The organism is Hyunsoonleella jejuensis (genome assembly GCF_900111025.1).
Lineage (GTDB): Bacteria > Bacteroidota > Bacteroidia > Flavobacteriales > Flavobacteriaceae > Jejuia > Jejuia jejuensis.
Genome location: NZ_FOFN01000001.1, coordinates 858912 through 882966 on the forward strand (window position 1 = coordinate 858912; position 24055 = coordinate 882966).

Sequence of the window (24055 nt, forward strand, 5' to 3'; positions counted from 1 at the left end):
TATTTGCTATTTAAGGAATTCCCATTGAAGATAATTAAAAAACTTTACGGTAATCTCAATATTTTTTAATTAAACACAGTCAAATATGATTTATATCATGTTCTTCGCTGGCAATTAAGAATACATTAGCCGATTAATAAAAACTTAAATAATGCATAATACACATTCATTTCATATCCCCGTGATGGGAATTGGGTTTACAGTAGACACGCCACTTAAAGTAGCTCATTTGGGTATAGATTCGGTAATTTCTTTAGTTGATGATATCCTTTTAGAGAAATTAAGAAAAATGTACAGTGAAAAATTTAAAATACCATACACTGAGATTACTAATAAAATAGATGATTTTAGAGCAAAAAGGATTACTGCGTATTTAAATATGATAAATGATTTTGTGGAACAAAAATTTGAGTCTATGAAGTATATGCCTTTGGAGAAAAATGATGAGCTTTTAAACCACATAAATATGCTGCCAAATGGTTCTAAACTTAAAGCTGAATTTAAAAAGTTTACATCAAATGCATTAGATTTTTCAGAGGTAAAACAATGGGTGTCAGATAAGCTAAGCTTAGGGCGTATTGATGTGAATATTATGACTAAAGTGGATAAAGATAATTACAAGGATGATGAAAAATTACCAGTAGAATATAATGATGCTCATGCTGCCTTAAGAGGTTTTGCAAAAAGTAAATTGAATTCATCTGTAGTACTTTCAGCAGGAATGAACCCGAGGTTATTTTCTTATATGGCTAAGTTTGATGATTTTTTTCCAGATGAAAAGGGATGCTTTAAGAAAAAAATTATTCTAAAAGTAAGTGATTACAGATCAGCTTTAATACAAGGTAAATTTTTGTCAAAAAAAGGATTATGGGTATCGGAATATAGAATTGAATCTGGCTTAAATTGTGGAGGTCATGCGTTTGCAACTGATGGTTATTTGCTCGGGCCAGTTTTGGCAGAATTTAACGAAAAAAGTGAAGAATTAAGAATATCAATCTTAAATGTATTACGGCAAGAGTTATTGCAACAAAACAGGCCTGTTCCAAAAGAGACGCTTTCTTTTAAAGTGAGCGCTCAAGGTGGCGTAGGAACAAATGAAGAACATCAGTTTTTGTTAGACAATTACAATTTAGATTCTGTAGGTTGGGGCAGTCCATTTCTAGTAGTTCCAGAGGTAACAACTGTTGATAAGGATACTTTAAAATTATTGGTGCAAGCAAAAGAAGACGATTTGTATTTAAGTAATATTTCGCCTCTAGGGGTGCCTTTTAATAATTTGAAAAACAATACTAAAGACTTTGAGAAACAGGTTTTAATTGATAAAGGAAGACCTGGAAGTTCATGTCCTAAAAAATTTGTTGCACTTAATAAAGAGTTTAAAGAAAAGGGAATGTGTACAGCCTCTAGGGAATATCAATATTCAAAAATAAAGGCTCTTGAACATGAGAATTTACCCCATGCACTCTATAAAAAAGAATACTCAAAAATTATTGAAAAGTCTTGCGTTTGTGTTGGGTTAGGTACATCGTCCCTACTAGCTTATAGTTTAGACACAAAGGTTGAAGGAGCGGGCGTTTCTATTTGTCCGGGGCCAAATATGGCATACTACGATAAGGTGGTTAGTCTAAAACATATGGTAGGTCATATATATGGTAAAAAGAATGTGCTTACTAGGCAAGATCGTCCTAATATGTTTATTAAAGAACTGCAGTTATATATGGATTATTTAAAAAATAAGTTTGAAGAAGCTAAAACATCCATGAGTAAAAAAGAAGAAAAGTATTTTTTAACCTTTACTGATAATTTGAAAGCGGGTATAGCGTATTATCAAAATATGTTTCGGGATGTAAAAAAGTCATACATAACGATAAAGGCTACTGTACAATCTGAATTAGAAAAGCACGAAGCTGCCTTAAATCAAATACAATTAGATATTCAAAATCTTTCGTATACTCAAAAATAATAGGTTTTTTTACTTTGGGCTTTTTAAGTTTTGTTAGCAATTCAATAGTTTGGCTATTAATATTTTAGTTTTTCCCATGAAAAATTAAAGGTCTTTAATTCAAATTAATTTTTTGTTTGGAATCGCATGTCAGCAAACCAATTTATTAAGATATTTGCATCTTAAGGTATGTGGTATTTGAGGCAACTCTACTACTTATAAGCATCATTTAAAAGGACAATGGATTTAGTAAAAGAAATAAACCGCCTAAAAAAAGAAAAAAACGCAGTAATATTAGCGCATTATTACCAAATTGGGGAAATACAGGATATTGCAGATTATGTTGGTGATAGTTTGGGTCTGTCTCAAAAAGCGGCTGAAACCGATGCGGATATGATTGTGTTCGCCGGTGTCCATTTTATGGCAGAAACCGCTAAAATTTTAAGTCCTTCAAAAAAAGTTGTTTTGCCAGATGTTAATGCGGGTTGCTCGTTGGCAGATTCTTGTCCGCCTGAGGCCTTTGAGGAATTCACAAAGGCTCATCCAAATCATGTGGTAATTACTTATGTGAATTGTTCTGCTGAAATTAAAGCATTAAGTGATATAGTTTGTACCTCTTCGAATGCCTTAAAAATAGTAGAATCTATTCCTAAGGATACACCAATTATTTTTGCACCTGATAAAAATTTGGGGCGCTACATCATCAGTGAAACAGGTAGAGATATGTTGCTTTGGGATGGTAGTTGCGTGGTTCATGAAGCGTTTTCTATGGATAAATTAATAGAGCTTCACAAGAAACATCCAGATTATAAAATTATAGCGCATCCAGAATCTGAAACGCATATTTTAAACACGGCTACTTATATTGGTTCTACATCAGGCATGATTAATTATGTGAAGGAGCATCAGGATCAGAAATTTATTGTAGCTACCGAAGCAGGTATTCTGCATAAAATGCAAGAAGAAATGCCAAATACAGAGTTAATCCCTGCTCCAGCAAAAGAAGATAACACTTGTGCGTGTAGTGAATGTCATTTTATGAAAATGAATACCATGCAAAAATTATACGATTGCATGTTGAATGAGTCTCCTGAAATTCAGGTGGATCCTGCAATTATAGATCGTGCATTATTGCCTATTGAACGCATGTTAGAGCTTTCAAAATAAATTATGATTATTACTAATTATTTGGTGATTGGATCTGGTATTGCTGGACTTACATTTGCTGTTAAAATTGCAGAACAATTTCCAGAGAAAAAAGTGGTAATTGTAACAAAAGCCAGTGAAGACGAATCTAACACCAAGTATGCCCAAGGCGGTGTTGCCGTGGTGTTAAATAAAGCACTGGACTCCTTTAAAAAACACATAAAAGATACGCTTATTGCAGGCGATGGCCTTTGTAAAGAAGATGTCGTTAAAATGGTAGTTGAAGAAGGGCCTAAACGATTAGAAGAACTTTTGCTTTGGGGTGCTAATTTTGATACTGATCCTGATGGAGATTTTAACTTAGGAAAAGAGGGCGGACATTCCGAATATCGGGTAGTGCACCATAAAGATGTAACAGGTTACGAAATAGAGCGGGCTTTATTAACCCGAGTGCACCAACTACCAAATATTGAAATATTACCATATCACTTTGCTATAGATTTAATAACCGATCATCATATTGTTGATGCTAAAGTAAAGCCTAAAACATGTTACGGTGCTTATGTTCTAAACCAAAAAACAGGGCATATTTTCACGGTAAAGTCAGATACTACTTTGTTGGCAACTGGGGGCATTGGTTGCGTTTATGGCCATACTACAAACCCGGTAATTGCTACGGGTGATGGCATTGCTATGGCTTACCGTGCTAAAGCAAGAATTAAGGATATGGAGTTTGTACAATTTCATCCCACAGCATTGTACGATGCTGAAGGTGGTTCGTCATTTTTAATTTCAGAAGCTGTAAGGGGCTTTGGTGCTTACCTTCGCAATGCAAAAGGCTATCGCTTTATGCCAGATTATGATGATCGTGCAGAATTGGCATCGCGCGATATTGTATCCCAGAGTATTGATAGTGAATTGAAAAAATCTGGAGACTCTCATGTGTTTTTAGATTGTACACATTTGGATATGGATGTTTTTATTGAACATTTTCCAAATATTTATAACGAATGTTTAGAGCGCCATATCGATATCAAAACAGATTGGATTCCGGTGGTACCTGCTTCTCATTATTTATGTGGTGGGATTAAGGTGGACAAAAAGGGAAAAACTACAATTAAGAACTTGTTCGCCTGTGGGGAGTGTTCTAGAACCGGATTACACGGTGCAAATAGATTAGCATCAAACTCGCTACTTGAAGCTTTGGTGTATGCGCATAACATTTATAAATATCATACCAAGCATAAAATAGAAACAGTAGCGTTAGATATTCCAAGATGGAACGATGAGGGCACAACCATCACCGAAGAGCATGTTTTAATTCAACATAACTTAAAAGAATTACAAGCCTTAATGCGCGATTATGTGGGAATTGTTCGTAATAACGTAAGATTAAAGCGCGCTATAAAGCGTTTAGATGTGATTTATAGCGAAGTTGAAGATTTGTATAAAGAATCTAAGGTAACCACTTCGTTATGTGAATTGAGAAACATGGTAAATGTGGCGCATTTAATTATTCAACAATCATTAGATCGAAAAGAGAACAGAGGAGGGTATTTTAATAGCGATAATATTGATGTAATAGTTGGGTAGTGCCTTTAGAAAAGTACATAAAAAAGGCGCTTCCCTCAAAGCGCCTTTTTAGTTTTGGGCAAAAAAAGATTTATTTGCTCAACATCAGCAATTCGTTACAAATAACCTCAGTTACATAACGTTTTTCGCCGCTTGCTGTTTCGTAACTTCTATTTGTTAATTTACCTTCAATGGCAACTTCTTTACCTTTTGAGATGTAGTTTTCAACTACATTTACAAGGCCACCTCTAACTACTACGTTGTGCCAGTAGGCTCGCTCTACTTTATTACCATCCTTGTCCTTATAGCTGTCATCTGTGGCTAGCGAAAATTTCGCCATTTTATTACCATCTTTAAAGTTAATAATTTCAGGATCTTGTCCTAATCTACCAATCAACTGTACTTTGTTTCTAAGTGCGTTCATAATTTTAAATTTTAATGTCTACCTGTTTCTGGTAGACGGGTTTAACAGTTAATACTATCGAGTTCTTATGTTTCGACACTGCAAATATCAAACAGCATCAAAAAAATATTCGGTAATTACGCATTTAAATTCGTTTGTAAATATTTGTAGTCGTTTGTAAACGGATAATAGTTTATTTCGTATATTTGTGTTTTATTACATGATGACATTCCACATAGAGACAGAACGCTTAATTTTAAGAGAACTCCGATTGACGGATTTAGAAGGAATGTTTGAATTAGATTCAGATCCTGAGGTTCATAAATATCTAGGAAATAAACCTGTGAAAACAAAGGCAGAATCTCAAAAGATTTTGGAGAGTGTTATTCATCAATATAAAGACAGAGGTATCGGACGTTTTGCGGCTATTGAAAAATCATCTGGAGATTTCATCGGGTGGTCTGGAATTAGATTAAACACAGAATATAATATGAATGGCTTTACCAAATATTACGATGTTGGCTACAGGCTTATAAAACGGTATTGGGGCCAGGGCTATGCAACCGAATCTGGAAAAGCAGCTGTAGATTATGCATTCAATATTTTAAAGCTTCAAAGGTTATATGCAACCACTGAAATTAATAACCAAGCGTCACACAATGCACTTTTAAAAATAGGTTTAAGTTTTATTGAAGATTTTTATTTTGAACAGGAAGATTTGCAATTACGCTGGTATATAATTGAAAACAAATAATTATGAAAAAACAATGCTTAGAATGTGGGGACAAAATTGTAGGTAGAATTGATAAAAAGTTCTGTAGTGATGGTTGCAGAAATGCTTATAATAATCGCATAAACAAAGACAGTAAAAATCTAATTAGAAATACTAATAATAGGTTGCGTAAAAACCATAGAATTTTGGAGCAGTTAAATCCAGATGGTAAAGTTACGCGCTCTAAAGCCACCCTAGTGGAACGCGGTTTCGATTTTAATTATTTTACAAGTATTTATACCACAAAAGCAGGAAAAGTATACTATTTTGTCTACGATCAGGGCTATTTGCCATTAGATGGTGATTACTATGCATTGGTAAAACGAAAGCGATAATTATGGTGTAACAATTATTTAAAATGAATAACTAATAAGTAAAACCTTTTGCTTTAAATGTCATCCTCAATCATAATTCCTTCAATAATTGTAGTAGCTGTTACTATTGGTATTCTTTCATATTACTTCGGGAAGAAGCAAAGTATTTTAAGAAGCCTCTCAAAATTAAAGTACAAGGATATTCTTCAATTTAGAACTAACGAACCTACAAAAGTTACAGGTAAGGTGCTGCATGTGCATGAGCCATTTATTGCACCTTTTACCAAACGAAAATGTGTGGCTTTTGAATTTAAAATTCAGCAGAAGAAAAGTTCAGGCAAAAACAGTTATTGGAAAACCTTAGTTAAGGAAAATAATATTCAAGACTTCTTTGTGGAACAAAAAGGAGAAGTCGTTATGATAAAACCCAATACAAACCCAGTAAATTTAAAAATATATTTGGAGGCAGACAAAAAAGTATCCTCTGGATTTTTGAACGACCCAACCCCAGAATTTCAAGACGTACTGTCTGCTTACAACATAAACAGCGCAAACCTATTTGGTTTTAATAGAACGTTGCGCTACACCGAGCGTATTTTAGAAGTTGGCGAAACCGTTACCGTTGGGGGAATTGCAAAATGGAAAGCCTTAGATACAGCCATAAATGGTTACAGTTACTCTAAAATAGCAGCTTTAGAAAGTAGCGACAAACAAAAAATAATTATTACAGATTTACCAGCAGCTAGAGTACAAAAACAACAGCGCTTATAAAGTGTTTATTTCCAAGTTTGCCCTTTCAGCTTCATAGCAGCCTTTAAGACATCTTTTTGACTAATTTGCCCTACCAATTTACCATCTTCAACTATTGGGAAACGTCGGCGTTTAGAATTCAAAAACTTATTTGCGGCGTCAAAAATATTCATATTGCCGTCTATAGTTTCAACGTCATTAACCATATGTTTTTCTATGGTTTGGTCTTGCATTGGCATGTTGTAATATCTACTTTCGCTTATTTGCTTAATACAGTCGCCCTCAGAAATTATACCAATCAACTCATGTTTGTCATTTACTACAGGTCCTCCCGAAATTCTATTTTTTATAAGTGCTTGCATCACACTCTCAATAGTTTGATGAGGCGTAAAGGTTATCAAATTCCTTGTCATGTAATCACTCACTTTTAGTGGTGTATCTTCTGCTGTAGATTGTTGTCTTCTCGACCCTTGAAAACTTTTAATGCCCATAATATTTAATTTTTGATTAAACTAAATGTAACTAAAAAAAATCAGTTTTCCTAAAAGTATCCTTTAACACCATAACCACATGTATAATTTATGTATTTTTATAAGAACTAACTACTAAACTATAATCATGTTTAAAAAAGCTGTTGCAGTTCTGCTCATTGTACTTGCCGTATATTGGAGCTTTTCAACAATAATTCCAAGCAAGATTTCAACTATTGATGCGCCAGATCAAGAGTTTTCAACACAACGTGCACTTGTTCATTTAAAGGAAATTACAAAGGCACCACATTACCTTGGCAGTACTGCGCATGCAGAAGTTAGAGATTATATTGTTAGCGCCCTTGAAGATTTAGGCATAAAAACCGAATTACAAACCGACTATGCCATTGGAAAATGGGGAAACTTCTCAAAACCTACAAATATTTTGGGACGCATTGAAGGAACAGGAAATGGAAAAGCGTTGCTGCTCATGACGCATTACGATAGTCACCCTCATTCCTCATTCGGGGCGAGTGACGCAGGCTCTGGCGTAGTAACAATTTTAGAAGGATTGCGTGCTTTTTTAAGTAAAACAAAAACACCTAAAAACGATATTATAGTTTTAATTACCGATGGCGAGGAGTTGGGGTTAAATGGTGCCGATATTTTTGTTAATAAACACCCATGGGCAAAAGAGGTTGGATTAGCAGTGAATTTTGAGGCACGCGGGAGTGGAGGTCCTGGAATTATGTTCGTAGAGACTAACAGGGGAAATGCAAATTTAATTGAAGGGTTTGTAGATGCTAATCCCGAGTTTCCTTTGGCGAACTCCCTGTTTTACAGTCTTTATAAGTTATTACCGAATGATACCGATTTAACCCGATTTAGAGAAGATGGTGATATTGATGGTTTTAATTTTGCTTTTATCGATGATCATTTTGATTACCACACGGCATTAGATAATTATGAAAGGTTAGATAGAAATACATTAGAACACCAAGGGCATTATCTTATGGCAATGCTAAATTATTTTAGTGAAGCCAATTTAGATCAATTAAAAAGCATTGATGACCTCGTCTATTTTAATTTACCGTTTTTTAAGATGCTTACCTACCCGTTTTCATGGGTTTTGCCCTTGTTCATAGTAGCAGTTTTAGGGTTTGTTTTATTAGTAGTTTATGGTTTTAAAAGGCGAAAAATAGAATTAAAACCTGTAGGTAAGGGTTTTGTTGCTTTTTTTGTAGCACTGTTACTCTGCGCGTTATTTGGGATATTCTTTTGGAAGTTTCTTGTTGCTGTGTACCCAGAATATTCAGAAATGTTACATGGATTTACCTATAACGGTCATACTTATATCGCCGCATTTGCTTGTTTTGCTATAGCTATATGCATGTTGGCATACGGTAAAGTATATAAACCAAAAAATGTAGCAAGTTTAATGGTAGCACCTTTATTTTTGTGGATAGTCATTTGCGGTGCAATAACCTTTAAGCTCCAAGGCGCAAGTTTTTTTATTGTTCCAGTACTTTTTGGATTATTAAGTTTCTTTGTGTTATTGAAAAGAAAAAACCTAAGCCTAATCTTGTTAACACTGTTAGGGTTTCCGGCATTATTTGTGTTTTCACCTTTGGTACAACTATTACCAGTGGGGCTTGGGTTAAAAATGTTGGTGTCGTCAACGGTTTTAATAGTATTAATATTTGGCTTATTACTTTCGGTTTTTGCTTCTTTTAGACGTAAAAAAAGATGGGGATATTTGTTTTTAGTCTTCGGAATGTATTATCTAGTAAGTGCACACATGTCATCTGATTTTAATCGCGAACGACCAAAACCAAATAGTTTGTTGTATGTTTTAGATGCTGATAGACATACGGCAAAATGGATGTCTTACGATAAGTTGTTGGATGATTGGACGGCTAACTTTTTTGATAAATCATCAAAAGATACAGCACATGTTGCGTTTAGTAGTAAGTACAATACTAAAATTGAATTTGCAAAAACTACCGAGCCTGCTATAATTCCAAAGCCCATTATTGAGATAGTGAACGATACTGTGATAGGAGATTTTAAATCTGTTGAAATTTGTATTACGCCACAACGAAATATTCAACGCATGGAGTTTTTTGCCGATACCAGTTACGTTTTTCATGAATTTAAAATTAACGGACTTGATGTGAAAAAAGATAAAGAAAAAACTGTTTTTAGCAATCGCAGCACAACAGGGCTATTTAGGTATTATGTGTCTAAAAATGAACCTTTAGAGCTGCATATTATAATTCCTAAAAACCAAGACACCCAGTTTTTACTCTATGAAGCATCTTATGATTTATTGGATAATAAAGCCCTAAATGTGCCAAATCGTTATACCAGTATGATGCCCAAACCTTTTGTGCTAAATGATGCCGTTGTGATTAAGAAAAGTATACAAATAAACTAACTCACAATAATTAATAAACTTTTAAGACATTAAGTCCCAAATTTTTATAGTTTTGGGCATCAAATTAAAAATTTAGAATGATGAAACGAATTATGATGTTGGCAATTTGCGCATTGACGTTACAAATAGGGGGTCAAAGCAATGCTGAATTAATAAAACACTTTGAGGCCTACGGTAAGCAAATGCGTGCTCAAGGTGATGTACAAGGTATTATAAATGCCATGACGCACTTAAATATTTTAGAGCCATCGGAAGCAAGAAAAGATACTTTAGCTTACATCTATATGAGCGAAGGACAGTATATGCAAGCATTAAACACTATTGGAATTGATGTAAAAGTTGACGATTCTGATATTGCCGTTGAGGTTAAAGCCATGTCGCTTAAAGCGGTTAAACAACCAGAGCGTGCTTTGGTGCATTTTAACGAAATGTTTAAAAGAAATCCTGGTCCTGAGTTGGCATATGAATTGGCGGAACTAAATTTACAATTACAAAAATTGGATGAAGCACTAAAGCATATTAATTATGGTTTGGCAAATGCTAAAGACGATATGAAACGAGCCTACTACGAAAAACAGCAGCCATACCAAGTAGACCTTAAAAGTGCATTTATGTACCTAAAGGCCTTACAGTTGTTTCAACAGGATAGAAATAATAATATAGATGCTGCGGTTGATATTTTAGATGATACCCTAAAAGCGTCACCTAACTTTAATTTAGTAAATCTTACTAAAAACGAATTGTTAAGACAAAAACAGATAATGCAAGCCCAAGCGGCACAACCAAAACAGTAAGTGTTTTTGGCAATATAATGTACAAGGGGCATCAAAATTTTGATGCCCTATTTATATATTAAACTTTTTAAAAGTCCAACATATTTTCAATTTTCATATACATTAATTGGGTTCTAAGTTGTTAAAAATAAAATAATTTATGTGTATCACCTTTAGAAGACGTATTGCCTAAAAATCCTCTTCTCAGTTGTTTATTACAATGCCGAAATTATCGACAACAGCTATTTATGTTGAAGACAACAACATTTAAAATTTCCTTAAATCCGGTTTGATAACTTTAAAATAAGTAATACCTTAAGAGTTTCAAAACGTATAATTATTGGACCCTTTGTTGTACGATATAACTATTGTGGGTGGCGGTATTGTTGGTGCAGCTACTGCATATAAAATTCAAAATAAATATCCAGAGTTAAAACTGCTTCTTATTGAAAAAGAAACCAGTTTAGCGGCGCACCAAACAGGAAATAATTCTGGCGTTATTCATTCAGGATTATATTACACACCGGGGTCTTTAAAAGCAAAAATGTGTTCAGACGGCAGAAAGCAACTTGTGCATTTTGCCAAAAAGTACCATGTTGCCCATGAAGTTTGTGGTAAAGTTGTTGCAGCAACTGATGAAAGAGAACTACCGTATTTAGATAACATATTTAATAACGGACTTCAAAATGGAATCGAGGGCATTGAAAAGATAAATGCCAATGAGTTAAACGATATTGAGCCGCATGTTGAAAGTATTGGTGGTATTTGGGTGCCTTGTACCGGTATAATTGATTTTAAAGGGGCAACAGAAACTATGGCGGGTTTAATCTTGAGCGTGCAACCTAAAAGTAAAATTGTTTTAGGTGAAACGGTTTTAGATTGTTCCCATAATTCTGAAATTTCTACGGTGACTACCTCAAAACATCAATACAAAACAAAACACGTTATTTTTTGTGGCGGGTTACAAGCGGACCGACTCGCAAAACAAGAAGGTGTAAATCTTAAACAAAAAGTAGTTGGTTTTAGGGGTGATTATTATAATTTAACTGAAGCGGCAAAGCATAAGGTGAAACATTTGATTTACCCTGTACCCAATCCTGCATTTCCTTTTTTGGGTGTTCATTTTACAAGAATGGTAAATGGCGATGTAGAATGTGGTCCAAATGCAGTATTAACATTTAAGCGCGAAGGTTATGGGAAAACCGATTTTAATTTAAAAGATGCGGCTGATGCTTTAGCTTATTCTGGAACATGGAATTTACTAAGAAGACACACCAAGTTTGCCGTTAATGAATACCGACGTGCATTTTCGAAAACCTTATTTTTGAAAACATTACAACGGTTAATACCTTCTTTAAAAGCAGAGGATATAGTTCCTGGAAGAGCCGGGGTAAGAGCCATGTTGCTTAAAGAAAATGGGGAGATGCAAGAAGATTTTGAGATTGCTTATAAAGGGAAAAGTATCCATGTACTTAATGCGCCTTCCCCTGCAGCTACCGCATGCTTAGCCATTGGAGATAAAATTTGTGATATGGCAACAGAATATTTTAATTTGAATTAATGATGCAAGATGAATTAAAAATAGCTTTGGTACAAGCTGATTTGGTTTGGGAAAATCCTGAACAAAATCGATTAAACTTTGCTGCCAAAATAGAAAGTATAGACGAGCCATTTGATGTTGTTGTACTCCCAGAAATGTTCACTTCTGGTTTTTCGATGGACGCTAAATCTGTATCTGAAAATATGGATGGGGCTACAGTATCTTGGTTAAAAAGTTTGTCAAAAACTAAACAAATAGCAATTGCTGGAAGCATTGTGATTTTTGAAAACAACAACTATTATAACAGGTTTTTATTTATTGAACCTTCGGGAAGACTAACGTATTATGATAAACGACATACCTTTACTTTAGCAGGAGAGCATAAGGTTTATACCGCTGGAAAAGAGAGGGTAATTATAGATTATAAAGGTTGGAAAATTTGTCCGATGGTATGTTATGATTTACGTTTTCCCGTTTGGGCTAGAAATACCGAGAATTATGATGTTTTAATTTATGTTGCCAATTGGCCAATACCTAGAATTGATGCTTGGGATGCCTTGCTTAAAGCAAGAGCTATCGAAAACATGAGCTATTGCATAGGTGTAAACAGAGTTGGTGTTGATGGTATAGATGTAAAATACTGTGGCAGTTCAGCAACATATGATGTTTTAGGAAAAAAATTGACCAATATACCTTTACATAGAGAAGCTATAGAAGTAGTAACGCTCAGTAAAAATCATATACGTAAATTCAGGAATACTTTAAAATTTTTAAATGATAGGGATGAATTTAATCTTTTAGAGTAAAGCTCGTTTCAGAGTCCCAACCGGCACGTACCTCGTCAATTTGTTTTTCAGAATGTTTTACAATTTCGGGTTGGATACCCCTTAGGTAATTCCCCGTATCATAAATACCATTACCGTTAGCATCAAAAATTACGCGTATAAAATAATTTCCTGGGTTTATATTTAAGAAGTCAAAAGGCTTTTGTTCAGTGGCATATTTTTCATACTTTACTTTGCCCTCTTTATCGGTTAGTTGCACTATTACGGGATACGTAGCATTGATTAATCTAATACGATGATTGCCATAACTATCTAACTTTTTGGTTCTTAATGAAAATTGAAGGGTGTCGTTCGTGTTTTCAAAAAAGTCAGTAAATGCATCAGGGAAAACAGACATGTTATATTCATTATCTTCAGTTTTTTTAAAACCAATTGTATATGTATTGCTCAAAGAATCAAATGACTTTATTGAAAATTCTACTGGTAATGAGTCTTTATCAATTAACGTAATTTTAGATGCATCAAACTTCGTAAACGGAATATTCCCAGAGATCTTAAAATCCTCATCATATTGAATGGTGCCACTAGGTTCAGCATCTATTAGTAATGAATCGCGTTCCTTATCTCGAATTCTAACGGTGTATGCTTTCGAAATTTGTGGGTGCTCAATATGCATTACCACAGAGTCTACTTCTAACTTAGGTTTGTACCAATAGTAAAGCGTATCTGTATCCTTATTTTTAGAAACACGGTACTCAAAATCTTCTGGGACTTCAGAATCCAACGAAAATTTTACGCCTTCAGGACTGCCTTCATAACCAATCAATATCTTTTCGCCATTTACCAACTGAGGTCTGGATGGGTTGAAATCTACTACCTCATTAAATAATCTTAAATTATAAGTGCTGTCTGTAGGGAGTGTGATAAACTCCTTTTTAAAAGCTATTTGGTCGGATTTTTGCTGGTAAATATTGTCACCATTTTTGTCTTTTAAGGCCACCAACAAGTATTTGCCCGCTTTCGCATTTTCAATGGTGAAGGAGGTTAAACTATCTAATGTATTGGTAATGTATTTTGGCGTTTCTTTGTAAATAATAGAATCGGTAAAGGTAGAATCTACTTCATAAAGCATTACAGAAACAAAGGTTTCAGGTTCGCGTTTTAATGCATCTGAAATGTTTCCAGATACGGTTAGAGAATCTATATAATCACCCGTAGAAAATACATAGCGATAATAAGTGTATGGGTTACCTTCGTTGTTGTCCTCTATGCTATTGCCAAAATTAAAGGCATAAGTGGTGTTTGGGGGCAGTGTATCGTAGATTTTTATTTTTATGGTTTTACTGGCGCTTCCTAGAGGGGTGATTTCTGGTTGCGTTTTCATTGGGGGTGAAATAATTAATTGCTTTTGTAAGTTTTTAATTTTTATATACTCGTCAAACTCAATTCTTATTTCTTTTGCTTTAAAATTCGTTGAGTAGTTTTCTGGCGAAGTGCTTACAATTACAGGAGGGTCAATATCTTTTTCTCCACCCTCAGGTGTTCCTCTGTTGGCACAATTAATAAATATACAACCAATAATTATCGCTAAAAAAAAGTTTAAAAACCTGTTGTGCATTCTCTAATTAAATTTTAAACAAACCTACATAAATTTACTCGATAATCGAGATTTAATACTCCTGAGCTGCATTCAAAAATGAAAATTAATTCCAACCAAAATTGTCTTAGCTTTCCAAGAGTAGTTAACTTCAAAGTAAACGGTAATATCATCAAGCTATTGCCATGGTAGCGATACTTATTTTAATAATTTTTGCTTGACTTAAAGCAGAGCAACATGCCTCTAAAGTTGCGCCTGTTGTAATAATGTCATCTACTATAAGCACATGTTTGTTTTCAATTTTTAGGATGTTTTTTACGGCGAAAATTTCATTGTTGTTATTCCAACGTGCTAAACGACCTTTAGTGGTTTGAGATGTTGTATCAGAAATTTTCACTAGTACATCATCAACATACTCTGCATTTAAAGCTTCAGCAATTTGTTGTCCAAATTTTGTAACCTGATTATACCCTCTTTTTTTAAGCTTTTTTTTGTGCATAGGAACTGGGATTACCATATCAATGTCTTGGTATGCTGCAACTTCAGCAAGCTCGCCTCCTAACCAATTTCCTAAAAGTTCACCGATATGCTCGTAACCTTTATACTTTAAACCATGGATAAGTTGTTGCACAGGGCCTTTTTTTTCAAAACGAAACAAAGCAGTGGCTAGTTCAACTTTAGCTCGTCCTCGCAATACTTTTTTAACACTATCATCATTGTTAAAGTGAAAATCAGTAACTGGTAAATCATGCCTGCAATTGATACAGATGGTCTCTTCATTATCAGAAAGATAACTAGAACAAGCGTAACAAACCTTAGGGAATAATAAGTTGATGACTGATTTCAAAAGTTATAGATTAATGCGCTTTGTAAACTTAAATAAAAAAAACACGTTATTAGGTCTTAATTTTCATCAAACTAGCTACACAGTTTACCGCGGTTTTATATTTTTGCACCTATGGCAAATCAAGACGATACATTTAAGAAGGTTATTTCGCATGCAAAGGAGTACGGATATGTATTTCAAAGTAGTGAAATTTATGACGGTTTAAGCGCAGTTTACGACTACGCGCAAAACGGAGCAGAGTTAAAAAAGAACATTCGCGACTATTGGTGGCGCGCTATGGTTCAGATGAATGAGAATATTGTAGGAATAGATGCTGCAATTTTTATGCATCCTACCACATGGAAAGCTTCAGGACATGTTGATGCGTTTAACGACCCTTTAATTGATAATAAGGATTCGAAAAAACGCTATCGTGCCGATGTGTTGATTGAGGATTACTGCGCCAAAATTGAAGCTAAAATAGATAAAGAAGTAGCAAAAGCTGCAAAGCGTTTTGGTGAAGCATTTAACAAAGAAGAGTTCGTTACAACTAATGGGCGTGTTTTAGGGTATCAAAAGAAAATTAATGAAACCTTATCTAGGATGGCAAAATCTTTAGAAAATGAAGATTTAGCTGATGTAAAAGCTTTAATTGAAGAGTTGGAAATCGCAGATCCACTAACAGGAAGCAAGAATTGGACAGATGTTAAGCAGTTCAACTTGATGTTTGGTACAAAGCTTGGGGCATCTGCCGAAAATGCAATGGATCTGTATTTGCGACCAGAAACAGCACAAGGTATTTTTGTCAACTTTTTAAATGTTCAGAAAACAAGCCGTTTGAAAATTCCGTTTGGTATTGCACAAACAGGTAAGGCTTTTAGAAATGAGATTGTAGCCAGACAATTTATTTTTAGAATGCGAGAGTTTGAGCAAATGGAGATGCAGTTTTTTATAAAACCTGGCACGCAGGGTGAATGGTATGAGTATTGGAAAGAAACCAGGTTAAAGTGGCATTTATCTTTAGGCATGGGTGAAGAGAATTATCGTTTTCATGATCATGAAAAATTAGCGCATTATGCCGATGCTGCCGCAGATATTGAATTTAAGTTCCCATTTGGATTTAAAGAATTGGAAGGGATACATTCTAGAACAGACTTTGATTTAAGTCAACACGAAAAATTCTCAGGGAAAAAATTACAATATTTTGATCCTGAAGAAAACAAAAGTTATGTGCCTTATGTTTTAGAAACTTCTATTGGTTTAGATAGGATGTTTTTAGCGGTATTTTCTAATTCGCTGCAAGAAGAGGAACTGGAAAATGGCACAACACGAACAGTTTTAAAATTGCCAAGTGTATTAGCACCAGTAAAAGCAGCAGTGTTGCCATTAGTAAAGAAAGATGGTTTACCTGAAATTGCACGTAACATTGTTGAAGATTTAAAATGGGATTTCAACATTATTTATGATGAAAAGGACGCGGTAGGAAGACGTTATAGAAGACAAGACGCTAACGGCACACCGTTTTGTATTACCGTAGATCATGACACCTTAGAAGATAATACCGTTACAATACGTCATAGAGACTCAATGGCGCAAGAGCGCGTAAAAATTGAAGATTTAAGGACTATCATCAAAAAAGATGTAGATGTGCGTAATTGGTTGATGAAGATGAAGTAACAAATTCCTGCGGAAGCAGGAGTCTCAAACACATAAAAAAACCAACTTTTAAGTTGGTTTTTTTATGCTGTAGTTATGTTCTAATTGTTAAAGCCTGTAACCTAAATTAATACCACCTTTTAAAACAAGGCTATAATCTGTATTTCCGTTATTAAATAAATTTCTTCCAAGACCATTAAACCATTCTACACTAAAACCTCCTTTAGTAATCCATTTTCCCCCAAAAGCAAAACCAAGCGCAAAATCGGTTACAAAATCATCACCAGGGCCACTCACTAAAGCAATACTCCTATCTAGAGAGTTTAACATACCAAAGCCTTCAATAAAAAAACCAGCAGCATACTTTTTTCCGAAATAAAAACGATAGAATGGAGATATATAATATTTTACATCGTCTTTAAGTTCGCTGTCAAATGCAATTAAGCCAGAAATGCCAAAAGCAGATTCTTCGTTGATGGTTCGTTCGTATGTGCCTTCAAAAGCGCCATATAACATGAGCAAACCGTTAATCTTAAATTCATTAAAGTTTTTAGAAAGGCTAACTGTATTTGTTAGATTATTGTGGTCTTGTTCTTGCGAGATCAGAATGGTTGGAGATAAAATTATAACCCCAATTAAAAACAGAATTTTCTTCATGTTGTAATAGTTGGTTTTTTTTTTAAAATCTATACCCTAGACGTATTCCACCTTTACCAATAATTTCATAATCTTGATCATTATTGTTGAATAGGTTTCGGCCTATACCAAATCCTATTTCACCAACAAACCCACTTTTAGTAATCCATTTACCACCTATACCAATTCCCAACGCAAAATCTGTTACTTCTTTGGTCTTAATATCTGTATCAATAAAGTTATTAAAATTCCATGTGTCTGTTGAGTTTAGCATCCCGAAGCCTTCAACATAAAAACCAGCAGCATATTTTTTTCCAAAATAAAAACGATAATAAGGAGAAATGAAATAATTGATGTCATCACTCACATCGTCATCAATAGGCAAAAACACTGAAATTCCTAGTCCAGACTCTTCATTTATGGTTCTTTCGTAAGTGACTTCAAATGCACCAAGCACCAAAAAAAGACCATTTAATTTTATTTCGTTAAAATTTGTTTGAGTATCATTTTGGTTGTTATCCTGGTTGTTTTCCTGAGAAAATGAGGTGCTAAATGAAAGTGTCGCCAAAAGCGCTGCAAAGTATAGGTTTTTCATAAAATCTAATTTAGAATAGCTGTAAGTAATTACATAATAGATGTAATTTTATTACAAAGGTTGCGCAAATAATATGCTTTTTTTAAGGCGTGATATTAGATTTTTACTTGACGCTGTATCAATTGAGATAGTGATATAAATGTTTCGGTGCGGGATACGCCATTAATTTCCTGTATAGTATTTAATATCTGCATTAAATGGTCGTTACTTTTACAAATTACTTTTAAAAACACATTCCAATTTCCTGTAGTGTAATGGCACTCCAAAACTTCAGGAACACGTTTTAAGAGTTTTATAATTAATGGAGCATCGGCAGCTTTGTCAAAATATACGCCTACAAATGCCATGGTATCATAACCTAGTACTTCTGGGTTTACTACGAATTTTGAACCGGCTAAAAGCCCTGATTTTTCTAATTTGCGAAGTCGTTGATGTATGGCAGCACCTGAAATGCCAACGTTTCTAGCGATTTCTAAAATAGGTGTTCGTGCATCTTCCATTAAAGTACGCAGTATTTTTTTATCAATACCATCAATCTCGGTCTGTTTCTTTTTAGCCATTTGTGTTATAGTTTAGAAGGTAAAAGTAATAATTTGATTGCAATTAGAAACTTTTTTTTGGTTTTAAAGTTTGCAGAAACGAATCTATAGCAATGAAACTGATTTTATGATTTTAGAACGGTAATAGCAGGTAAGCCCGCGCTAAGGATAGTAGCGGCATCCTTTTAACATTGGTGGCTGAGGTTCTCGAAGCCACCAATGTTAAAAGATACAGCGGATAGCCTGACCCAAAGGGTAGCCCCCAAAAGAATAATCTAATTATTCAAAGGATTATACCCCAAATACGGCACGTCGTTTTCATTAAATTCAATACCATATTTTTGCAACTCTTTTAAAATGGGCCCATAAATTTCTTTTGTGATGGGTATTTGAACGCCAGGGCTAGTAATTTTACCATTAAGAATGGCCAGTGTAGCCATAGCTACTGGTAGTCCAACGGTTTTGGCCATAGCAGTGTAGGTTTGGCCCTCCCCAATTACCACCATATTGGCATCAATTTGATGTTTGTTGCCATTTAGTTCGTACCCAAATTTGTGGTACATCACAATCATATCTTTATCGTCCTTACTCAGTGTCCAGCTATCCATTAATATTTTTTGGAGGATTTGTGCTGGGGTTGCATTTTGGAGTCCAATTTTTTTGTCTGGATTAAAAATGTCGAGTTCTACCAATTTGTCCCAAACCACATCGTCTTGGTCGATTTTTAATTCGTGCCTTAGTTTTAATTCCACAGAATCCTTATGGCTGTAGGGTAGAAAGGCATTGGTAAAATCGCGATAGCTCATGGTTTCACTATCTTCTATGGTAAAACTATCATCAGTCATTCCAAGGGTAACAAAAATATTCCAAGCGCGACTAAAACCTACGCGTCTCATTGTGCCGCGATATAAGGTTTTAACGTTTTGTAAACCATAGGCTTCACGATATTTCAAGGAATCGCGATTAGCATAGGCTTCGAATCTGCCATATCCATCAATATCTAAAAATTCTGTACGCCTAAACAAACGCTGGTAGGGAATGTATTTGTAGCTACCCTCTTGTAAAAATTTTGCGGCACCTCCTTGTCCGGCGGTAACAACATTTCTAGGATTCCATGTAAATTTATAATTCCAAAGGTTGTTATCACTTTCGGGAGCTACCAATCCACCAGTAAAAGATTCAAAAAGAATAATTTTTCCGCCCTCGTCCCTTATACGATCAAGGACTTGCATTGCACTCATATGGTCAATACCTGGATCAACACCTATTTCGTTCATCAAAATAACGCCGTTAGTTTTAGCTTCATCGTTAAGTTCAATCATTTCCTTGCTCACATAGGAAGCCGTAACCAAATGTATTTTATGTTTCACGCAATCATTGGCTACTAAGGGGTGGAAGCGGGCTGGAAGCATCGATATCACTATATCTGAGTTTTTTATGGTTTTTGAGCGTTGGGCATCATCAAAAACATCAAAGACCATAGCTACAGCGTTAGGATGGTTGTTTAATAATTGCTGCGCACTATTAATATTGATATCAGCAACCGTGATATGTAAGTTTTCAGATTGAGATCTATCTAAAAGGTACTGTAGAAGGCATGAGGTTGATTTTCCTGAACCGATCACTAAAATTTTTCGCATATTGCTAATAGTTGAGTAAATTTGAGAAACTTATTTATATAAAATGACTAAAATAATAGTAATTACTGCAGCCCTTATGGGCGTGTTTGCCATTATTCTCGGTGCCTTTGCATCCCATGGTTTAAAAGCTCATTTAGCTCCAGAACAGCTTCAAACTTTTGAAACTGGTGTACGCTACCAAATGTATCACGCCTTGTTTTTGCTTTTTGTTGGTAGTTCTGCACTCGTAGCTCCAGAGTATAAAACCACTATTTTTTATCTGGTTATTGTGGGTGTGATTTTATTTTCTGGCTCTATTTATGGTCTGGCTACAAATACATTATCTAATTTCAATTTTAAAACCATTGGATTTATAACACCAATTGGCGGATTGCTTTTAATTGCGGCATGGGGTGTTTTAATTGTTAATTTCATAAAATTAAAGTCCTAAAAATACGAATTTTATATTTTTAGTTTAAAATATTATCATAATTTTGCGTAATAATTATTTCATAAAATTAATTTAGTATGAATAGTAATCTTACTACGCAATCGATTTCGTTAAAACATTATGGTATTAAAGACGCTAAGGTGCGGTACCAACTGCCACCTGAAGACTTACATCGTATAACTATTGAAAAAGGGCATGGTGTTGAGGCTTCTTCTGGTGCCTTGGCAGTTAACACAGGAGAGTTTACGGGGCGTTCTCCCAAAGACAGATTTATTGTAAAAGATACTATTACTGAAGATAAAATTTGGTGGGGCGACATTAATAAACCGTTTTCACCCAACGATTTTGATGCGTTATATGATAAGGTAACGACGTATTTGTCTGGAAAAGAGGTTTTTGTACGAGATTGTTATGCTTGTGCTGATGATAAGTACAAGTTGAATATTCGCGTAATTAATGAATACCCTTGGAGTAACATGTTTGCCTATAACATGTTTTTGAGACCCAACGATGCAGAATTGGAGGATTTTACACCAGAATGGACAGTGGTAAATGCGCCTGGTTTTATGGCGAATGCCGAAACAGATGGTACAAGACAACATAATTTTGCTATTTTAAATTTCACAAAAAAAATAGCTCTAGTAGGAGGAACTGGTTATACAGGAGAAATAAAAAAAGGTATATTCTCTGCACTTAACTTTATATTACCTGTTGAAAAAAATACGTTGCCCATGCATTGTAGTGCCAATGTTGGTAAAGAAGGCGATACTGCTATTTTCTTTGGGTTATCTGGTACCGGAAAAACCACTTTATCTACAGATCCTAACCGCAGTCTCATTGGTGACGATGAACATGGATGGACTAACGAAAACTCAGTATTCAACTTTGAAGGTGGCTGTTATGCTAAAGTGATTAATCTTTCAGAAGAAAAAGAGCCAGAAATTTATAAAGCCATTAAGTTTGGGGCTATTCTTGAAAATGTTATTTTAGATGACAATGGTGTAGTAGATTTTGAAAATACATCAATTACTCAAAATACAAGAGTAAGTTACCCAATTCATCATATTGAAAATATTAAAATACCTTCGGTAGGCAAGAATCCAAAAAATATATTCTTTTTAACGGCTGATGCCTTTGGTGTAATTCCTCCTATTTCCAAACTAACACCTAGTCAGGCAGCATATCATTTTATTTCAGGATATACAGCGAAAGTTGCTGGGACAGAGGCAGGTGTCAAGGAACCTCAGCCATCGTTTTCAGCATGTTTTGGTGCCCCTTTTATGCCTTTACATCCTGCGAAATACGCAGAAATGTTAAGTAAAAAGATGATTGAAGCAGGAGTAAATGTATGGTTGATTAATACAGGATGGACGGGTGGTCCTTACGGTGTTGGAACACGAATGGAACTAAAATACACACGCGCTATGATTAACGCAGTATTAAACGGAGATTTAGGATTATATAATTATGATGATTATCATATTCACTCTGTATTTGGGGTAGCACAACCAAGAAGTTGTCCGGGGGTGCCTACAAGTGTATTGAGTCCAAGAGCTACGTGGAACGACGATAAAGCTTATTATACAACAGCATTTAAACTAACTAACGCCTTTAGGGAAAATTTTAAAAAGTTTGAAGCGCATTGTACAGAAGAAATAAGACGCGGCGGTCCTCAGCGTTACGCGTTTTAAAGTAATAAAAAAGCGTTTTCAATTTGAAAACGCTTTTTTTTAATTCAGTATTAAAGGTAGGATTTATTTTCCTTTATTAACCTTTTCAATATATTTTTCTAAAGCCATAGTCATCGAAGGTGTTTCAGGGGTTGGTGCAGCAATATCTACACGTAATCCTTTTTCTTCAACAGCTTTTATTGTAGTATTTCCAAAAACAGCTATACGAGTATTGTTTTGTTTGAAATCTGGAAAGTTTTGAAATAACGATTCAATTCCAGATGGGCTAAAAAACACGAGAACATCGTAGTAAACATTTGCTAAATCAGATAGGTCGCTCACTACAGTTTTGTAGAACGTTGCTTGTTTCCAATTTACACCTAAACCATCTAGAGTCTCTGGTACTAAAGGTTTCACTTTGTCTGTATTTGGTAATAGGAATTTTTCGTCTTTATATTTTTTAATCAATGGAGATAGTTCTGGAAAAGTACGCTTACCCACGTAAATTTTACGTTTTCTATAAACCACATATTTTTGAAGATAGTATGCTACAGCCTCTGACTGACAAAAATATTTCATAGTGTCAGGCACCTTAAAACGCATTTCTTTGGCTACTCTAAAAAAGTGATCTACTGCGTTTCTACTTGTTAAAATTATGGCAGTATAGTTATTTAAGTCAATTTTTTGTTGCCTAATTTCTTTTGCAGGAACACCTTCAACGTGAATAAAAGGTCTAAAATCTATTTTCACTTTATTTTTCTCCTGTAGGTCAAAGTAGGGAGAGTTCTCAATTTTAGGTTCTGGTTGAGATACTAAAATGGTCTTCACTTTCATAGGTCAAAAATAGTTTAATTAGGCACTAAAAACCGCGTAAATAATTACATAGGGTGCGATTTCGAGAGCGCAAAGATACAAAATAAAATAGAAAAAGTTATTTTTTATCTCATTTTGATACATTTTGTAAGAAGTAACTAAACCGCTAATATTCAATATAAAAAGTATGGCAATAATAGTAAAAATAACAGCTTTGGTAGGTGTTATGCTAAAGATTAAAATAGCATTAATTGGGAGCAATAATAATCCTAAATAATTTTTATAGCTTATTTTTTGAAATAGGTATATGTCTACTATGGTATCTATCTCAAAAAGGCTAGCAAGCAAGCGTTCTAAAAGCACCTTGGCGAGCATAAAAATTGCAATACCGATAGCTAATTTAAAAATTAGCGTAATGTTTATAGTTATTGCGTTGTTAAGGTTTTCAATACACAATACGCCGAAGATTGCGCCGGATATTACCAAATTTAAAAACAGCAAACCATCATAATAATCTAAAAACTTTTGGTCTTTGCCATAAATTTTTAAATATCGTGAATTACTGATGATCAAAATAAATTCGTTAAAACGTTTTGAAGCAATGCTTTTAGCCAAAGTTATAGTAACTAGACAAATAAGTAATAGTATGGTGTAAAGCGTATGTGACGGCACTTCTCGAAGCATGGGTTAAAATTATCATAAATTTTAAAGAATGAGAGAATTATTGCGAAATTTTTAAAAAAAAGAAT

23 protein-coding genes are annotated in these 24055 nt (G+C 34.5%); 13 read left to right on the forward strand and 10 right to left on the reverse strand.

Annotated elements, in window-relative coordinates:
• Positions 1–151 precede the first annotated feature (151 nt).
• From BMY39_RS03725 to nadB, 3 genes are all read left to right on the forward strand, one after another.
• Positions 152–1963 carry a hypothetical protein gene (locus BMY39_RS03725; RefSeq protein WP_092575568.1) on the forward strand — a complete coding sequence of 604 codons (1812 nt, stop codon included), beginning with the start codon at positions 152–154 and terminating at the stop codon, positions 1961–1963.
• Positions 1964–2182: 219 nt separating this feature from the next.
• Positions 2183–3109: a quinolinate synthase NadA gene (gene nadA, locus BMY39_RS03730; RefSeq protein WP_092575570.1), complete on the forward strand. Its 927-nt coding sequence runs from the start codon at positions 2183–2185 to the stop codon at positions 3107–3109.
• A 3-nt stretch (positions 3110–3112) separates the two neighbouring features.
• Positions 3113–4681: an L-aspartate oxidase gene (nadB, locus tag BMY39_RS03735; protein WP_177176537.1), complete on the forward strand. Its 1569-nt coding sequence runs from the start codon at positions 3113–3115 to the stop codon at positions 4679–4681.
• Between the two features lie 70 nt (positions 4682–4751).
• Here the strand turns inward: nadB and BMY39_RS03740 are convergent, their stop codons facing one another.
• A complete protein-coding gene (locus BMY39_RS03740; protein ID WP_092575573.1) occupies positions 4752–5084 on the reverse strand; it encodes a single-stranded DNA-binding protein in 333 nt (110 codons plus the stop codon).
• Between the two features lie 199 nt (positions 5085–5283).
• Between BMY39_RS03740 and BMY39_RS03745 the strand changes: the two genes are divergently transcribed.
• The 3 genes from BMY39_RS03745 to BMY39_RS03755 are packed head-to-tail and all read left to right on the forward strand — an operon-like array spanning position 5284 to position 6920.
• Positions 5284–5817: a GNAT family N-acetyltransferase gene (locus tag BMY39_RS03745; RefSeq protein ID WP_245738156.1), complete on the forward strand. Its 534-nt coding sequence runs from the start codon at positions 5284–5286 to the stop codon at positions 5815–5817.
• Between the two features lie 2 nt (positions 5818–5819).
• Entirely contained in the window at positions 5820–6170 is a 351-nt protein-coding gene (locus tag BMY39_RS03750) for a hypothetical protein (protein WP_092575579.1), read from the forward strand.
• 57 nt (positions 6171–6227) lie between these two features.
• The gene (locus BMY39_RS03755) at positions 6228–6920 is read left to right on the forward strand and encodes a hypothetical protein (protein WP_092575581.1); all 693 of its coding nucleotides are present in this window, start codon (positions 6228–6230) and stop codon (positions 6918–6920) included.
• Between the two features lie 5 nt (positions 6921–6925).
• Here the strand turns inward: BMY39_RS03755 and BMY39_RS03760 are convergent, their stop codons facing one another.
• Positions 6926–7390, reverse strand: a complete 465-nt coding sequence (locus BMY39_RS03760) for a CBS domain-containing protein (protein ID WP_092575584.1) — start codon at positions 7388–7390, stop codon at positions 6926–6928.
• 127 nt (positions 7391–7517) lie between these two features.
• Here BMY39_RS03760 and BMY39_RS03765 point away from each other — a divergent pair, with 127 nt between their 5' ends.
• The 4 genes from BMY39_RS03765 to BMY39_RS03780 all read left to right on the forward strand — a co-directional run bounded on the left by BMY39_RS03765 (position 7518) and on the right by BMY39_RS03780 (position 12925).
• Positions 7518–9806, forward strand: coding sequence for a M28 family peptidase (locus BMY39_RS03765; RefSeq protein WP_092575587.1), 2289 nt, complete (start codon positions 7518–7520; stop codon positions 9804–9806).
• Between the two features lie 77 nt (positions 9807–9883).
• A complete protein-coding gene (locus BMY39_RS03770; RefSeq protein WP_317039317.1) occupies positions 9884–10600 on the forward strand; it encodes a hypothetical protein in 717 nt (238 codons plus the stop codon).
• A gap of 328 nt (positions 10601–10928) precedes the next feature.
• The gene (gene lhgO, locus BMY39_RS03775) at positions 10929–12140 is read left to right on the forward strand and encodes an L-2-hydroxyglutarate oxidase (protein ID WP_092577637.1); all 1212 of its coding nucleotides are present in this window, start codon (positions 10929–10931) and stop codon (positions 12138–12140) included.
• Positions 12140–12925 (forward strand): amidohydrolase, encoded by a 786-nt coding sequence (locus BMY39_RS03780; protein ID WP_317039318.1) that lies wholly within the window; start codon positions 12140–12142, stop codon positions 12923–12925. Before lhgO ends, BMY39_RS03780 begins: the two co-directional genes overlap by 1 nt.
• Here BMY39_RS03780 and BMY39_RS03785 read toward each other — a convergent pair.
• Complete coding sequence (locus BMY39_RS03785; protein WP_092575593.1) at positions 12909–14522, reverse strand: Ig-like domain-containing domain; 1614 nt, start codon at positions 14520–14522, stop codon at positions 12909–12911. The genes BMY39_RS03780 and BMY39_RS03785 overlap by 17 nt on opposite strands.
• 151 nt (positions 14523–14673) lie before the next feature.
• A complete protein-coding gene (locus BMY39_RS03790; protein ID WP_092575596.1) occupies positions 14674–15348 on the reverse strand; it encodes a ComF family protein in 675 nt (224 codons plus the stop codon).
• A 111-nt stretch (positions 15349–15459) separates the two neighbouring features.
• Between BMY39_RS03790 and BMY39_RS03795 the strand changes: the two genes are divergently transcribed.
• Entirely contained in the window at positions 15460–17004 is a 1545-nt protein-coding gene (locus BMY39_RS03795; protein ID WP_092575599.1) for a glycine--tRNA ligase, read from the forward strand.
• Positions 17005–17091: 87 nt separating this feature from the next.
• On the opposite strand, the gene BMY39_RS03800 is transcribed toward BMY39_RS03795, so the two are convergent.
• The 4 genes from BMY39_RS03800 to BMY39_RS03815 all read right to left on the reverse strand — a co-directional run bounded on the left by BMY39_RS03800 (position 17092) and on the right by BMY39_RS03815 (position 20393).
• Positions 17092–17640, reverse strand: a complete 549-nt coding sequence (locus BMY39_RS03800; protein WP_092575602.1) for a hypothetical protein — start codon at positions 17638–17640, stop codon at positions 17092–17094.
• Between the two features lie 22 nt (positions 17641–17662).
• Positions 17663–18214 carry a hypothetical protein gene (locus BMY39_RS03805; protein WP_092575605.1) on the reverse strand — a complete coding sequence of 184 codons (552 nt, stop codon included), beginning with the start codon at positions 18212–18214 and terminating at the stop codon, positions 17663–17665.
• A gap of 95 nt (positions 18215–18309) precedes the next feature.
• The gene (locus BMY39_RS03810) at positions 18310–18774 is read right to left on the reverse strand and encodes an Lrp/AsnC ligand binding domain-containing protein (RefSeq protein ID WP_092575608.1); all 465 of its coding nucleotides are present in this window, start codon (positions 18772–18774) and stop codon (positions 18310–18312) included.
• 254 nt (positions 18775–19028) lie between these two features.
• Positions 19029–20393 (reverse strand): saccharopine dehydrogenase family protein, encoded by a 1365-nt coding sequence (locus BMY39_RS03815; protein ID WP_092575611.1) that lies wholly within the window; start codon positions 20391–20393, stop codon positions 19029–19031.
• A gap of 43 nt (positions 20394–20436) precedes the next feature.
• Between BMY39_RS03815 and BMY39_RS03820 the strand changes: the two genes are divergently transcribed.
• Positions 20437–20823, forward strand: a complete 387-nt coding sequence (locus BMY39_RS03820; RefSeq protein ID WP_092575614.1) for a DUF423 domain-containing protein — start codon at positions 20437–20439, stop codon at positions 20821–20823.
• Between the two features lie 77 nt (positions 20824–20900).
• A complete protein-coding gene (gene pckA / locus BMY39_RS03825; protein WP_092575617.1) occupies positions 20901–22514 on the forward strand; it encodes a phosphoenolpyruvate carboxykinase (ATP) in 1614 nt (537 codons plus the stop codon).
• A gap of 63 nt (positions 22515–22577) precedes the next feature.
• Here pckA and BMY39_RS03830 read toward each other — a convergent pair whose 3' ends face one another.
• Together BMY39_RS03830 and BMY39_RS03835 are read right to left on the reverse strand one after the other, a co-directional pair.
• Positions 22578–23327 (reverse strand): uroporphyrinogen-III synthase, encoded by a 750-nt coding sequence (locus BMY39_RS03830; RefSeq protein ID WP_092575620.1) that lies wholly within the window; start codon positions 23325–23327, stop codon positions 22578–22580.
• Between the two features lie 18 nt (positions 23328–23345).
• Positions 23346–23990, reverse strand: a complete 645-nt coding sequence (locus BMY39_RS03835; RefSeq protein ID WP_092575623.1) for a DUF4271 domain-containing protein — start codon at positions 23988–23990, stop codon at positions 23346–23348.
• Positions 23991–24055: the final 65 nt, after the last annotated feature.